Raw genomic sequence first — 15,527 nt, 5'->3', positions numbered from 1 at the left:
CACCTCTGGCCGGCGCCATGAAGATGCGGCGGGCCCTCGGCGACCGGGCCACGATGGTGACCGCCGACCAGGGCGGGCACGGTGTCTACCCGTTCGGCCGCAACACCTGTGCGAACAACACGGTGACAGCGTTCCTGACCGACGGACAGCGCCCGGCCGAGGACCTCGCCTGCGCGGCGGCAACGGGAGCGGACTCGTGATCAAGGAGTGGCGGCGCCGTCGTGCCGTACAGCGGGTCATGCCAGGGGACGGCCGGGAACTGAAGCGTTTCCGCTGGTGGCAACTGCCCTTCCGCGCGCTGCTCTCTCTGCGCCTCACGGGCGACGACGGCCGGACGACGGTCTACGCCGTCGACATCAGGCACTGGCAGAACCAGTCGTCCGGCAACGTCAAGGCCCACCTGTATCGCGACGGCCGGCTGCACGCCGTGTCCAAGCTCCCTGCCGTCCTCCCCGTCCCGGGCGGCACCGTCGAAGTGAGGATGAGCGGATTCGGCCTCAAACGCTGCCACTACGTCACCGACGACGGCCGCGAGGTCCAACTGGTCCCGGACCCCGACTCCGCCGAGGGGCGCCGGGCGCGCCTCGACCGCGCGCACCCCACGCTGAGCCGCACCATCGGTCTCCTCTCCCTCTGTGTACTGGTCACCGCCCTGGCCGTCCTCGTGCCACAACTCGCCGAACAGCTCACCGAGTCCGAGGGCATCGCCCAGCACACCGGGACCTTCACCTCGCCCGTCGACGTGCCGACGTGGGGCAACATCGCGCTCGGCATCGCCACCTTGGCAGCCAGTACGGAACGGGCGCTGCGACTGCGCCACAGCCACCTGCTGGACGGCATGGCGGGCTGATCCGCCCGCCGCCACCTCCGAAAAAAGCAAAAGCCCCAGGTCACGGCGAGTGAGTCCTGAGGCTTCGGCAGAGCCGCCTTCGGGATTCGAACCCGAGACCTACGCATTACGAGTGCGTTGCTCTGGCCATCTGAGCTAAGGCGGCGCGCTGGTCACACCATGGTGCGATCAGCAACGTCGGAAAGTCTACACAGTTTCGAGGGGTGCTCCGTACCGGCCCCGGAGCAGCGCCCCCCGAGGCCGGTACGAAACCGACCGCACCCCCTATGAGCAGCGCTTTCCCTCCGCCGGAGGCGTCCCGTGGAGCAGGTAGGTGTCGATCGTGGAGTCGATGCAGTCGCTGCCGCGGCCGTACGCGGTGTGGCCATCGCCCTCGTAGGTGAGCAGGCGCGCCGAGGAGAGCTGGCGGGACAGGCCGCGGGCCCAGCCGTACGGGGTCGCCGGGTCCCGCGTGGTGCCGACCACGACGATCGGGGCCGCGCCCTTCGCCACGATCCGGTGCGGCTCGCCCGTGGGCTTGACCGGCCAGTACGCGCAGCTCAGGGAGGCCCAGGCCAGGCCCTCGCCGAAGACCGGGGAGGCCTTCTCGAAGGCAGGGAGCGACTCCTCCACCTGCTCCGGGGACGAGAACGCCGCCGGGAGGTCGAGGCAGTTGACGGCGGCATTCGCGAACATCAGGTTCGAGTAGCCGCCCTTCGCGTCCCGCTCGTAGTAGCTGTCCGACAGCACCAGCAGTCCCGCCCCGTCCTTCTCCTTCATCGCCATCGTCAGCGCTTCCCGCAACTGCGCCCACGCCCCCTCGTCGTACATCGCCGCGATCACCCCGGTCGTGGCGAGCGCCTCGCCGAGCTTGCGGCCGTCCGCGTCACCGGCCGGGATCGGGTGCCGGTCCAGCGTGCGGAAGAAGGCCTTCAGGTTCTTGCCGACCTGCGCGGGCGTGGTGCCCTTGCGGCCGAGCGGGCAGTCCGGCTGCTGCACGCAGTCCTTCGCGAAGGACTGGAACGCCGTCTCGAACCCCGCCGTCTGGTCGAGGTTCAGCCGCCGCGCGGGCAGCGACGGATCCATCGCCCCGTCCAACACCAGCCGCCCCACCCGATCGGGAAAGAGCCCGGCGTACGTCGCCCCGAGGAACGTCCCGTACGAAGCCCCCACGTACGTCAGCTTCTTGTCCCCCAGCACCGCCCGCAGGATGTCCATGTCCCGCGCCGCCTCGACGGTGGAGACATGCCGCAGCAGCTCCGGCGAGCGCTCCCCGCAGCCCTCCGCGAACTCCTTGTACGCGTCGACGAGTTCACCGGTCTCCTTCTTGTCGTCCGGCGTGGTGTCCGTCTGCGTGTACGTGTCCATGGCCCGCCCGTCGAGGCACTCCACGGGCTCGCTGCGGGCGACCCCGCGCGGGTCGACGGCAACCATGTCGTAACGGGCCCGCACCTCGGCCGGGTACCCGATCCCCGCGTACTGCTGCAGGTAACCGATCGCCGAGCCGCCCGGACCACCCGGGTTCACCAGCAGCGACCCGAGCGGCTTGCCCTTGCCCGTCGCCTTCTTCCGCGCGACGGCCAGCCTGACGTCACCGGTGTCCGGCTCGGCGTAGTCGAGCGGCGCCTTCATCGTGGCGCACTCGAAGCCGGGGACCCCGCAGCTGCGCCAGCTCAGCTTCTGCCCGTAGTACGGCGCGAGTGATGCCGGCGTGGCCCGCGGCAGCGCGGCCAGCGCCACGGACGCGGCACCGTCGACGGAGGTCGCCGAACCGGAGGACGAGCAGGCGGAGGCGAGCAAGGCGGTGGTGGCAAGGAGAACGGCGGCGGTCCGTGATCGACCGGGGCGGATGCTGCGGCGCCTGAAGTGCATCACGCGAGCGTAACGCTGCGCGATGCGACGGATGCTCTCCGTGTGCGATGAACCTCGTACGAGTTACGTCGTCAACCTCCCGTTGATCGGCCAGGTCCGGCTGAGGGGAACGGCGCCCGAGAGCCGCCCTGGCTCGGCTCAGCCCGCCTCCGCCACAGCCCAACTCGCTTCCAGCTCGACTCAGCCCGCTCTGAGCGCCATCGCCATCGCCTCCACCGCCAGCAGCGGAGCCACGTTCCGGTCGAGGGCGTCCCGGCACGCGGCGATCGCCTCGATACGGCGGAGGGTCGACTCCGGGGAGCCCGCGCGGGCGAGGCGGTCCAGGGTGTCGCCGGCGTCCGCGTTGGCGATGGCGACGCGGGAGCCGAACTGGAGGGCGAGGACGTCTCGGTAGAAGGACGTGAGGTCGGTCAGGGCGAGGTCGAGGCTGTCGCGCTGCGTACGCGTGCGGCGCCGCTTCTGCTTGTCCTCCAGGTCCTTCATCACCCCCGCCGTGCCACGCGGCATCCGGCTGCCCTGGCCCCCGCCCATCGCCGCCTTCAGCTCCTCGGTCTCCTTGCCGTCCACCTCCTCGGCGAGCTGCTTGGCGTCCTCGGCAGCCGCGTCGACGAGCTCCTGGGCGGCCTTGAGCGCGCTGCCGACGTCCTCGACCCGCAGCGGCAGCTTCAGCACCGCGGTGCGCCGCTCCCTGGCGGCCGGGTCGGTGGCGAGGCGGCGGGCGCGGTCGACGTGCCCCTGGGTGGCGCGGGCCGCGGCGGCGGCGACGGCCGGTTCGATCCCTTCCCTCCGTACGAGCATGTCGGCCACGGCGTCGACCGAGGGCGTCAGCAGGTTGAGGTGGCGGCAGCGGGAGCGGATGGTGGGCAGCACGTCCTCCAGCGAGGGCGCGCAGAGCAGCCAGACCGTGCGGGGGGCGGGTTCCTCGACGGCCTTGAGGACGGCGTTGGCCGACTTCTCGTTCAGCCGCTCGGCGTCCTGGACGAGGATGATCTGCCAGCGGCCGGTCGCCGGTGACGTGAACGACTTCCGGACGGTGTCCCGCATGTCGTCGGCGAGGATCTGCGTGCCCACGGCGGCGACGGTGGTGACGTCGGCGTGCGTGCCGATGAGCGCCGTATGACAGCCCTCGCAGAACCCGCAGCCCGGGGATCCGCCGAGCGCCCGGTCCGGGGACACGCACTGCAGGGCGGCGGCGAACGCCCTTGCCGTCTGCGTACGCCCGGCGCCCGGCGGCCCGGTGAAGAGCCACGCGTGCGTCATCTTCGACGCCTCGGGCGGCGGGGTGTCGGTACCGGCCGCCGTGACCAGGGCGTCGGCGTCCCGGGCAGCGGCGGCGAGCTGCTCGGCCACCTTCTCCTGGCCGACGAGGTCGTCCCAGACGGTCATGCCTCACCCCGCCCTTCCGTCACGTTTCGCGATGCGGCTTCCATTGTGCGGGCCACCACTGACAACGGGGTCCGGGACGGGCGCCGGTCCGGCTCCGAACGAGCCTGCGAGCCGCCTCCGAACGGGGCTCTGCGCCGCCCCGAGCCAGGACGCCGACCCAGCAACGGAGTCAGCGGAAGCAGCGAAGGCAGCGGCCGGCCGCAACGCAGCCGACCGAACAACCAACGTCAACCCGGGCCCCCGCGGACAGCGGCCTCAGCCCCGCCGCCCCCAACGCCGTCCACGCCCCTCGTCGATCTCGTCGTCGTCCCGCGGACCGAGCAACTCGTCCGCCAGCGACGGCAGATCGTCCAACGGCGTCTCCTCGGCCCAGTCCGACCGCGGCCGCCGCTTGGGCGCGCCCTCGGCGTCGACCTGGGGCATCTCCCGCGTACGGTCCTCGCCCCGCTCGGGCGGCGCCTCGGCCGGCCCCTCCCGGAAGAATCCCGGCGGAACCCGATCTGCAGGCGCGTCGTCCCGGACGGGAGGCAGTACGGCGGTCTCGTCGGCCGCGCCCGGCGGCACGGGCGGCAGCACGGCCGTCTCGTCCGCCGCACCCGACCCGACCGAGGGCAACACGGCCGTCTCATCAGCCGCACCCGGCGTAACCGGCGGCAGTACCGCCGTCTCGTCGGCGGCCCCCGCGGGAGCCGGTGGCTGCGGCAACTGCGCCGTCACCTCGGACGCGGACTCCTTGCCTGCGCGCCCGCCACCAGAACCATCGGCGTCGTCCTCACGCACCGGCCGCAGCACAGCCGTATCGTCCGCCGCCCCACCGGACTTGGCCGGCCCACCAGAAGCCTCAGCCCCGCCGGACCCCTTCACGCCATCCGCGGCCTCCGTCGGCGACACAACCGGCGTCGGCACAGTCGTCGCCTCCGGCCGCGCCCCCGAAGCAGCCGCAGCCGCCCCTGACGCAGCCGCGCCGGCCGAACCCCCGGCACCCGCCGGCCCCGACCCCGTCGCCGGCCCTGTCGCAGTCCCCGGCCCCGCCTCCGCCGCAGCCGCAGCCCGTTCCGCCAGTCGCCGTGCCTCCTCGGCCCGCAGCAGCGCTTCCTCCGCCTTGCGCTGCTTCTCCAGGCGTCGGGCCTCGGCCTCGGCGTGCAGCCGGGCCTCCTCCTCGGCCTGCTTGCGGCGCCGGTCCTCCTCGACCTTGCGGCGGGCCTCCTCCTCGGCGCGGGCCTTCTCCTCCGCGAGGAGCCGGACGCGCTCCTCCTCGGCACGGCGGCGGGCCTCCTCGGCGCGCAGCCGGGCCTCCTCCGCCTGCCGCTCGGCCTCGCGCCGCTGCGCCTCCTCCAGCTCGCGCCGCTTGCGCTCCTCTTCTTCGGCGCGCAGCCGCTCCAACTGCTCCTGGCGCTCGCGCTCCAGCCGCTCCTCCTCCGCCTTGCGCGCGGCCTCTTCCTCCGCCCTGCGCCGGGCGTCCTCCTCGGCCTTCTTCCGCGCCTCCTCCTGGGCCTTCACCTCGGCCTCGGACAGCGGCAGCATCTGGTCGAGCCGGTGGCGTACGACGGTCGTGACGGCTTCGGGCTCCTGGCCCGCGTCCACGACGAGGTAGCGCCCGGGGTCGGCCGCGGCCAGCGTGAGGAAGCCGGAGCGCACACGCGCGTGGAACTCGGCGGGCTCGGACTCCAGTCGGTCCGGCGCCTCGGTGAAGCGCTCGCGGGCGACGTCCGGGGACACGTCCAGCAGGACGGTCAGATGCGGTACGAGGCCGTCGGTCGCCCAGCGGTTGATGCGGGCGATCTCCGTCGGGGACAGGTCGCGGCCCGCGCCCTGGTAGGCCACCGAGGAGTCGATGTAGCGGTCCGAGACGACCACCGCGCCGCGCTCAAGGGCGGGCCTGACCACGGTGTCCACGTGCTCCGCGCGGTCCGCCGCGTACAGCAGCGCCTCCGCGCGGTGCGAGAGTCCCGCGCTCGACACGTCCAGCAGGATCGACCGCAGGCGCTTGCCCACCGGCGTCGCCCCGGGCTCGCGCGTCACCACGACCTCGTGGCCCTTGGCCCTTATCCACTCGGCGAGCGCCTCGGCCTGGGTGGACTTCCCGGCGCCGTCGCCGCCCTCAAGGGCGATGAAGAAACCGCTCGTCGCGGGCACCGTCACCGGGTCGTCGCCGCCGAGCAGCGCGTCGCGCAGGTCGTGCCGCAGCGGCACCCCGGAGCGGTCGTCGGCCTTGGCAAGCACCATCGCGGCCAGCGGCAGCAGCAGCGCGCCGACCAGCATCAGGGTGAAGGCGGCGCCGCCGTGCGCGAACACGAACTTGCCGTTCTCAAGCCGGTGCGGCCCGATTCCGGCGGCGACCAGCGGGGCGATCACCGCGCCGAGCGCCACGAAGACCCGTACCACCGCGTGCAGATGCTCGGTGGTGCGGGCGCGCCGGGAGTCCTCGGCCTCCTGGTCGAGCAGGGTGTGCCCGGTGTTGGCGGCCACGCCCGCGCCGACGCCGGCCAGCGCGACGATCAGCAGCACCGTGGTGACGTCCGGGACGAGCCCCGCGGCCAGCAGGGCGACGCCGGTGAAGGCGATCGCCAGCGCGAGCAGCCGGCGCCGCGACAGCGACACCAGCACCTTGGGCGCCGTACGGATGCCGACGACGACACCGCCGGTCAGCCCGAACACCAGCAGCCCGTACGTCACCGGGCCGCCGCCCAGGTCCTTGGCGTGCAGCACGGACACGGAGACGGCCGCGGCGATCGCACCGGCGATCGCGGCGGTGGCCGGCACCAGCAGCGGGATGGCTCCGGTGCGGCCCTTGTCGACGCCGCTGCCCGTCTTGGGGCGGCGCAGGCCCTCCAGCGGTGAACGCGCGCGTGGCGTACGGGCGTCGGGCAGCTCCAGGAAGGTCACCACGGACAGGGACGCGGCGAACAGTCCGGCCGCGACGTACGACGCGAGGGCCGCCTGGTGCTGCGCGAACCACTCGATCCCGGTGCCCAGCAGGTTGTTGAGGAGCCCCGCGACGACGAGCACGACGGCCGCGGCGGGAATCGCCACGAAGGTCGTGCGCAGCGAGAGGCGGCGCAGCGCGTCCATGTGGTCCGGCAGCGGTCGTACCGTCGCGCCCTCCAGGGGCGGGGCCGGCAGCAGCGCGGGGGCCGCGCTCTCGCGGCACACCGTCCAGAAGCGCTCGGCGACGCCGGTGACGAAGGCGGTGACCAGGAGGACGGCCAGTGCGTCGTCCGGCGTCCAGTCGATCCACAGGGGCGCGACGATGAGCACCAGGGCGCGCAGTCCGTCGGCGCCGACCATGGTCCAGCGGCGGTCCAGCGGGCCCTCGTGCGAGGTCAGCGAGGTGAGCGGGCCCAGGAGCACGGCGCCGAAGAGGAGCGTCGCGAGGACGCGCACGGCGAAAACGGTCGCCACTGCGAACGCCACGCCTCGGTAGCCGCCGCCGAAAGAGCCCTCGGCGATCGCCGCCTGCAGGGCGAGGAGCACCAGCGCCAGCAGGGCGAGGGTGTCGCCGACGGACCCCACGAACTGTGCGCTCCACAATCGCTTCAACTGCGGTTGGCGCAACAGGGCGCGGACGGCGCGCTCGCGGGAGTCCGCGACAAGGGCGTCGTCGGGGGCCGGGTGGTGGGCCGTTGGCTGCTCGGCTCGCGTCATGCTTTCAGCCTATCGGGACGGACTGACAGGACACGGCGCCCACCCGAACGTGCGCACGCCCCGACACCAAACTGATGCCGAGGCGTTCGTTTCGCGAACGGAACGTGAAGGGCGGGGCCCACAAAAGGCCCCGCCCTGAACGCCTGCCCTGAACCTCTGTCAGTCGTCGGCCGAGTTCGAAGCCGTCGCCTTCTTGGCGACCGTCTTGGTGGCGGCCTTCTTCGTGGTCGTCTTCTTGGCGGCCGTCGTCGTCTTCTTCGCCGCGGTCTTCTTGGCCGCCGTCGCCTTCTTGGCCGGTGCGGCCTTCTTGGCGGGCGCCTTCTTCGCGGTCTTCTTGGCGGGCGACTTGGCGCGCTTCTCGGCGAGCAGCTCGTAGCCGCGCTCCGGGGTGATCTCCTCGACGCTGTCGCCGGAGCGCAGGGTCGCGTTGGTCTCCCCGTCGGTGACGTACGCCCCGAAGCGGCCGTCCTTCACCACGACCGGCTTCTCGCTGACCGGGTCCGTGCCCAGTTCCTTCAGCGGCGGCTTGGCGGCGGCGCGGCCCCGCTGCTTGGGCTGGGCGTAGATCGCCTGCGCCTCTTCCAGCGTGATCGTGAAGAGCTGGTCCTCGGCCGTCAGCGACCGCGAGTCCGTGCCCTTCTTCAGGTACGGGCCGTAGCGGCCGTTCTGCGCGGTGATCTCCACGCCGTCCGCGTCCGTGCCGACGACGCGCGGCAGCGACATCAGCTTGAGCGCGTCGGCCAGCGTCACCGTGTCGAGGGTCATCGACTTGAACAGCGAGGCCGTACGCGGCTTGACGGCGTTCTTCCCGGTCTTCGGGGTGCCCTCGGGGAGCACCTCGGTGACGTACGGGCCGTAGCGGCCGTCGCGGGCGATGATCTGGTGGCCCGACTCGGGGTCGGCGCCCAGCTCGAAGTCACCGCTCGGCTTGGCGAGCAGCTCCTCCGCGTGCTCGATGCTCAGCTCGTCCGGCGCGAGGTCCTCGGGCACGTCGGCGCGCTGGTGGTTCTCGGAGTCCTTCTCGCCGCGCTCGACGTAGGGGCCGTAGCGGCCCACGCGCAGCACGATGTCGTTGCCGACCGGGAAGGACGACACCTCGCGGGCGTCGATCGCGCCCAGGTCGGTGACGAGCTCCTTGAGGCCGCCCAGGTGGTCGCCGTCGCCGTTGCCGGCCTCGGCGGCGCCGCGCGCCTCGCCCTCGCCGAAGTAGAAGCGCCGCAGCCACGGCACGGCCTGCGCCTCACCGCTGGCGATGCGGTCGAGGTCGTCCTCCATCTTGGCGGTGAAGTCGTAGTCGACGAGCCGCCCGAAGTGCTTCTCCAGGAGGTTGACCACGGCGAAGGACAGGAAGGACGGCACCAGGGCCGTGCCCTTCTTGAAGACGTAGCCGCGGTCGAGGATCGTGCCGATGATCGACGCGTACGTCGACGGGCGGCCGATCTCGCGCTCTTCGAGCTCCTTGACGAGGCTGGCCTCGGTGTAGCGGGCCGGGGGCTTGGTGGCGTGCCCGTCGACCGTGAGCTCCTCGGCGGTCAGCGCGTCGCCCTCGGCGACCTGGGGCAGCCGGCGCTCGCGGTCGTCCAGCTCGGCGTTCGGGTCGTCCGCGCCTTCGACGTAGGCCTTGAGGAAGCCGTGGAAGGTGATCGTCTTGCCGGAGGCGCTGAACTCGACGTCCCGGCCGTCGGCCGCGGTGCCGCCGATCTTCACGGTGACGCTGTTGCCGACCGCGTCCTTCATCTGGGAGGCGACGGTCCGCTTCCAGATCAGCTCGTAGAGCCGGAACTGGTCGCCGGTCAGGCCGGTCTCGGCGGGCGTGCGGAAACGATCACCCGACGGGCGGATCGCCTCGTGCGCCTCCTGCGCGTTCTTGACCTTCCCGGCGTACACACGCGGCTGGGCCGGCAGGTAGTCGGCGCCGTACAGCTGCGTCACCTGGGCGCGGGCGGCACTGACGGCCGTCTCGCTCAGGGTCGTGGAGTCCGTACGCATGTAGGTGATGTAGCCGTTCTCGTACAGCTTCTGCGCGACCTGCATCGTGGCCTTCGCGCCGAAACCGAGCTTGCGGCTGGCCTCCTGCTGGAGCGTCGTCGTACGGAACGGCGCGTACGGCGAGCGGCGGTACGGCTTCGACTCGACGGAGCGGACGGCGAACCGCGTGTTCTCCAGAGCGGCGGCCAGCGCGCGGGCGTTGGCCTCGTCGAGGTGGAGGGTGTTCGCGCTCTTGAGCTGGCCCAGGGAGTCGAAGTCACGGCCCTGGGCGACCCGCTTGCCGTCGACGGCCTGGAGTCGGGCGACGAGGGACGACGGGTCGCTCGCGTCACCGGCCCGGCCGGTCCCGAAGGTGCCCGTCAGATCCCAGTACTCGGCGGAACGGAACGCGATGCGCTCGCGCTCCCGCTCCACCACGAGCCGGGTCGCGACGGACTGGACACGGCCGGCCGACAGGCGCGGCATGACCTTCTTCCACAGGACCGGCGAGACCTCGTAGCCGTAGAGGCGGTCGAGGATGCGTCGGGTCTCCTGGGCGTCGACCATCAGCTGGTTGAGGTCGCGCGGGTTGGCCACGGCGGCGCGGATCGCGTCCTTGGTGATCTCGTGGAACACCATGCGCTTGACCGGGACCTTGGGCTTCAGGACCTCCAGGAGGTGCCACGCGATGGCTTCGCCCTCGCGGTCCTCATCGGTGGCCAGGAAGAGTTCGTCGGAGTCCTTGAGCAGGTCCTTGAGCTTCTTGACCTGGGCCCGCTTGTCGGCGTTGACCACATAGATCGGCTCGAAGTCGTGCTCGACGTCCACGCCGAGCCGACGGACCTCGCCCGTGTACTTCTCGGGCACCTCCGCGGCGCCGTTGGGAAGGTCGCGGATGTGCCCGACACTCGCCTCGACGACATATCCGGGGCCAAGGTAGCCCTTGATCGTCTTCGCCTTGGCGGGCGACTCGACAATGACGAGTCGGCGGCCGCCGTGTGCGGTCTCGCTGGTCGGGGACAACTTCGCTCTTCTCTCCGGTCGACGCTGGGGCCTCCCCAGGCGTTCCAGCCGGGGTCGGGTCATGGTGACGCTGCGGAGTGTGACGGTACATCCCGCCCCCGTGTCAAACGGGAAAAGCCCGCAACGGCCACTCGAACGGTAACCCGACTACCGCCATTCCTGCCGCCCGGAGTACCCACCGGCTCTTTCGCGCCTGACCGGAGGGTCGCCTCCCAGTTGTCGGAGTCCCAGCTCCGGGCCCGCTTTCAGACCCTTGTGAAGCACCAGACGCCGAGAACCAGCGCGATCAGCGACGCGAGGCTCGCGATCGTCACCGATGCGACCGGACTCACACCCTGCGCGACCGATTCCCCCTGCCGCGCCCGGCTCACCGTCCACACCAGCAGCCCGCCTCCGAACAGGGCGAACACCACTCCCGCGAAGATCGCAGGTCCGCTCTCCATGCTCCCGTTGCCCCTTTTCTCCCGTCCGCGCGTGCCCGGCCCGTGGAGGCTGACACGAGCGGACGGCGCACAGACGAACCCCAGGTGAACGCGGGGCCGACGCGCCTGTGGGCTCACCGGAGCACCCGTCCCGCACCCGGCTCATACGGAGCCGGGCACAGGTATCTTTCCGGTCGTCTTCGTGTTGTCCGAGCGACTCACCGTGCACACCACCTTGCTGAAGCCCCGGTCCCAGTCGTCCTGATCGGCCACCCAGCCGTACACGACCCGCTCCGACCCCGGCGCCCAGGTCGACTCGAACTTGTTGCCGCAGAGTTTGGTCGCGTTCTCGGACCCCTTCTTGAAACTCATCTTCTCCGGCGCCTGGACAGCGCCTATGACCTGGTCGGTGTGCGGCTCGGCGCAGTCGGTGAGCGGCGCCTTGTAGCCGTCCTCCACCTCCACGTACTCCCAGCAGTCGCCGACACTCATCTGACCGACCCACAGATTCGAACCCGCGTCCCGGAAACTGCCCACCTCGCCGCCGATCGCCGCATGCCGTCCCAGTACGAGACACGCCGTACCGCTGTCGGCCGCCCCGAACCCCTCCTTCGTCGGTACGACGGCGTACCCGGCCGCGTCCGGCAGCGCGTCCACGACCGCCCTGCTCTGGCTCTCGCAGCGCCGCGCGCCCTGAGCGCGGGCGTCGGCGTAATCGGTGGCCGTGTCGACCGCCACGACCTGCCCGTCGGGCCAGTCGTTCCTGCAGTCCACGACCCCGAGGTTCGGCGCCGACTCGAACGGCGTCCCCGACCAGACCGCCTTCACACAGTCCCCGGTCTCCAGCGGCCGGCTGAGCCCCACCACATCCCCGTACGGCAGCACCGGCCCGGTCGGCGCCGCCGAACTCGGCGACACGCTCGGCGACGCGGACTTCTTCGTCGCCGCACTGTTCTTGCCCCCGCCACCGTCCCCGCCGACCAGGGAGACAACCCCCCACGCACCACCGGCGATGACGAGCACGACCCCCACGACGAGCGCGACCACCGCCAACCGCCGCTTCCCGGGCGCCCCTGGAGGCAACGCGGGCCCACCGCTACCGGGCCCGATCGGACCACCGGGCCCGTGAGCCGTAGGGGCGGCAGAACTCCAATAACCACCTGGGCCGCCGCTCGCGTGGGTCGGTGTCGTGCCGGCACCTGGATACGGCGGTGTCGGGCCGCCGCCTGGATACGGCGGTGTAGGGGCGCCGCCTGGGTAGGGCGGTGCGCCACCCTGCGCGTACGTCGGCGGGACGCCTCCTCCGCCGTACGGCCCCGAACCCGCACTCCCTGGAGCGGACGCCGGAGTGACACCCTCGGGCGCCGGCTGCGCGTACGGGTTGGCCGGATCCACGGCGCGCTGCGGGGTGGGCGGCGCCCACATGTCGTAGGCCGATGCCCCGGGCGGCGCCCCCGGCGTGGCGCCGGGCGTGGGCGGGCCGGCAGGACCCGCAGGACCGCCCGCCGGAGTGTGCGGTGTCTGTGGGGAGTTCGGGCCCTGGGGCGCACCCGGAGTCTGCGGAGCCCCCGCCCCGGGACCGCCACTCCAGCCGGCCGCGTACTCCGGCGGCTGGCCGCCGACGTAACCCTGCTCAGGACTGCCGACGTATCCCGGCTCAGGACTGCTGACGTACCCCGGCACCGGACCGCCCACGTACCCGGGCGGCACACCCTGGACGTACCCGACAGGTGGCCCGAATCCCCCTCCTCCGCCCCCGTCGGCCGCCCCTTGCGGAGCCCCCCGCACCACCCGCTCCAGCCCCCGCGCGGCCGTCTCGGGCGACGACCTGCGAACGGGGTCCTTGACCAGCAACCCCTGGAGCACCGGGGTCAGTTCACCGGCCCGCTGCGCCGGGGTCGGTTCCTCGCCGAGCAGGGCCGTCAGGGTGGCGTAGTCGCCGTGGCGGTCGAAGGGGCCGCGGCCCTCGACGGCCGCGTACAGCGTGGCACCCAGGGAGAACAGGTCGGCGGCCGGTGTCGGCGGCTCACCCCGCGCGCGCTCCGGGGCGAGATAGCCGGGCGTGCCGAGGATGCCGGCGGTGGCGGTCAGGCGCGGCTCGCGGGACTCGGGCTGGAGCGCGATGCCGTAGTCGGTGAGCAGCACGCGCGCGTAGGGCTCGCCCGAAGCGTCAGAGGCCAGAAGGATGTTGGCCGGTTTCACGTCCCTGTGGAGGATGCCGATGCGGTGCCCGGCGGTCAGCGCGTCGAGCACGGCGAGCCCGATGCGGGCCGTCTGGACGGGCGACAGCGGCCCCGTCCGCCGTACGACCGCCTGGAGGTCGACCGCATCCGGCACGTACTCCATGACGATCCAGGGCAGCCCCTCGTGCATCACCACGTCGTGCACGGTCGCCACGTGCGGGTGGCCGCGCAGGCGGGCCGCGTGCCGGGCTTCGCTACGGGCGCGCGCGATGCGCTGGGACGGCGCGCTCGGGTCCATCGGCACGTCCGCGAGCGCGATCTCCTTGATCGCGACCTCGCAGGCCAACTCCTCGTCGTACGCGAGCCAGACCCGACCCATGCCGCCCGCACCGAGCGTCCGCGTCAGCCGGTACCGGCCGTTGATGATCCTGTCCTCGCCCTGATCCGGCGTCTCCCCCGCCATCGTGCCTCCCCCGAGACAGCGCGCCTCCCCCGAGAACGCGTGCGGCCTGTCCCACGAAGATAGCTTCGCACCCGCCACTGACAGCAGCCCTTTTCGGGGCCAGTCCCATCAGGTCGGACACAGGGGCATCAGGGGTGCGGGCGCGCCCCAGCCGTGACGCGCACCCGTCACACCCGGACCCGAACCGAGCCGTGCTCCGACCGGAATCAGGCCGGTTCGATGAAGCCCTGCTCCACCAGGAGTCGGATCTGGGCCGGTGTGCGGTCGCGCAGCAGGACCGGGTCCTCGCCGACCAGTTGGGCGATCGCGTCCAGGATGCGACCGGCGCTCAGGGAGCCGTCGCACACGCCCGCGAACCCCGCGCCGACCGTGTCCACCTTGGTCGCCCGGCGCATCCCGCGGTGCTGGCGCAGCACCACATGCTCGGGGTCCTCGGCACCGGGCAGCCCGACCTGCTCCTGGATGACCTCCACGGCGAGCCTGAAGTGCTCTTCGAGCAGCGCCGCGTCGTCGTGCGCCCGCAGGTAGTCGAGCCGCTCGAAGTGCGCCCGTACGGCGTCCCCGAGCGGTTGTTCGACCGAGTGCGGCCACTCTTCCGCGAGGATCGAGGGCTCGGCGGCATCCGTCTTCCGCAGGGTGATCCAGCCGAAGCCGACGGCCCGCACCTTGCGCGCCTCGAACTCGTCCAGCCACGCGTCGTACCGCGCCTGGTACTCGGCCGGGTCCTCGCGGTGGTCGCCGGCGTCCCGCAGCCACAGCTCGGCGTACTGCGTGACGTCCTGGACCTCGCGCTGCACGATCCACGCGTCGCAGCCGCGCGGCACCCACGAGCGGAGCCGGTCCTGCCAGTCCTCCCCCTCCACGTGCTGCCAGTTGGCGAGGAACTGCGCGAACCCGCCCTCGGTCAGCCGCTCCCCCGCCTGCTGAACGAGCGTGCGGCACAGATCGTCCCCGCCCATCCCGCCGTCGCGGTAGGTCAGCCGCGCGCCCGGCGAGATCACGAACGGCGGGTTCGACACGATCAGGTCGTACGTCTCCCCGTCCTTGACCGGCTCGAACAGCGAGCCCTCGCGCAGCTCGGCGGCCGGCGCGCCGGAGAGCGCCAGCGTGAGCGCGGTGATGTGCAACGCGCGCGGGTTGACGTCGGTCGCCGTCACGCGCGTGGCGTGCCGTGAGGTGTGCAGCGCCTGGATGCCGGAGCCGGTACCGAGGTCGAGGGCGGCCGGGACGGGCGTACGCACGGTGATGCCCGCGAGAGTGGTGGACGCGCCGCCGACGCCCAGGACGACGCCCTCCTCGCGGCTGCCGATGCCGCCGGCCCCGCCGACCGCGCACCCCAGGTCGGACACGATGAACCAGTCCTCATCGCCGGGCCCGCCGTACGGCCGCACGTCCACGGTCGCGGCGACCTCGTCAGCGCCGACAGCGACGAGCCACCCGGCTTCCAGACACGCGGCGACCGGCAGAACGCCCTCCACGCGTGCGTGCGGCACAGGCTGCTGCAACAGAAACAACCGCACGAGCACCGCGAGCGGGGTGTCCCCTCTGGTAGCCCTCAACGCAGGCACGGTCTCACTCCGGGCCAGCGCCGCATACGCGGGCGCCCCGAGCAGATCGAGCAGTCCATCGGCGGTGAAGGACGCGTCGAGCAGGGCGTCCCGCAGCCGAGCGGCAACATCGGAACGATCGGAAGCGGGCAGAGTGGGCAGACCTGAATTACTCACGCCCCCATTGTG

9 protein-coding genes and 1 tRNA gene are annotated in these 15,527 nt (G+C 72.3%); 2 read left to right on the top strand and 8 right to left on the bottom strand.

Annotation, left to right across the window (positions count from 1 at the left end; translation table 11 throughout):
• The coding region (locus ACWDR3_RS05635) for an alpha/beta hydrolase (RefSeq protein WP_450351027.1) at nucleotides 1–200 on the top strand (200 nt) is incomplete at its 5' end.
• A complete protein-coding gene (locus ACWDR3_RS05630; RefSeq protein WP_450351026.1) occupies nucleotides 197–850 on the top strand; it encodes a hypothetical protein in 654 nt (217 codons plus the stop codon). The genes ACWDR3_RS05635 and ACWDR3_RS05630, both read left to right, overlap by 4 nt.
• Nucleotides 851–921: 71 nt before the next feature.
• Here ACWDR3_RS05630 and ACWDR3_RS05625 read toward each other — a convergent pair.
• The 8 genes from ACWDR3_RS05625 to ACWDR3_RS05590 form a co-directional block, all read right to left on the bottom strand.
• A tRNA-Thr gene (locus ACWDR3_RS05625) sits at nucleotides 922–995 on the bottom strand.
• A 119-nt stretch (nucleotides 996–1,114) separates the two neighbouring features.
• Nucleotides 1,115–2,701 (bottom strand): alpha/beta hydrolase, encoded by a 1,587-nt coding sequence (locus ACWDR3_RS05620; RefSeq protein WP_450351025.1) that lies wholly within the window; start codon nucleotides 2,699–2,701, stop codon nucleotides 1,115–1,117.
• Between the two features lie 180 nt (nucleotides 2,702–2,881).
• Nucleotides 2,882–4,087, bottom strand: a complete 1,206-nt coding sequence (locus ACWDR3_RS05615; protein ID WP_450351023.1) for a DNA polymerase III subunit delta' — start codon at nucleotides 4,085–4,087, stop codon at nucleotides 2,882–2,884.
• Between the two features lie 255 nt (nucleotides 4,088–4,342).
• Nucleotides 4,343–7,732: a dTMP kinase gene (gene tmk, locus ACWDR3_RS05610; protein WP_450351022.1), complete on the bottom strand. Its 3,390-nt coding sequence runs from the start codon at nucleotides 7,730–7,732 to the stop codon at nucleotides 4,343–4,345.
• 159 nt (nucleotides 7,733–7,891) lie between these two features.
• A complete protein-coding gene (gene topA / locus ACWDR3_RS05605) occupies nucleotides 7,892–10,723 on the bottom strand; it encodes a type I DNA topoisomerase (protein WP_450351021.1) in 2,832 nt (943 codons plus the stop codon).
• Between the two features lie 245 nt (nucleotides 10,724–10,968).
• The gene (locus tag ACWDR3_RS05600; RefSeq protein WP_450351020.1) at nucleotides 10,969–11,166 is read right to left on the bottom strand and encodes a hypothetical protein; all 198 of its coding nucleotides are present in this window, start codon (nucleotides 11,164–11,166) and stop codon (nucleotides 10,969–10,971) included.
• A 141-nt stretch (nucleotides 11,167–11,307) separates the two neighbouring features.
• Nucleotides 11,308–13,791 (bottom strand): protein kinase domain-containing protein, encoded by a 2,484-nt coding sequence (locus tag ACWDR3_RS05595; RefSeq protein ID WP_450351019.1) that lies wholly within the window; start codon nucleotides 13,789–13,791, stop codon nucleotides 11,308–11,310.
• A 206-nt stretch (nucleotides 13,792–13,997) separates the two neighbouring features.
• A complete protein-coding gene (locus ACWDR3_RS05590; protein ID WP_450351018.1) occupies nucleotides 13,998–15,515 on the bottom strand; it encodes a DUF7059 domain-containing protein in 1,518 nt (505 codons plus the stop codon).
• Nucleotides 15,516–15,527 lie beyond the last annotated feature (12 nt).

Source organism: Streptomyces sp. NPDC001002, assembly GCF_053599215.1.
The sequence above is the reverse complement of the archived record's forward strand: the minus strand, read 5'-3'. Positions and strand labels throughout refer to the sequence as shown.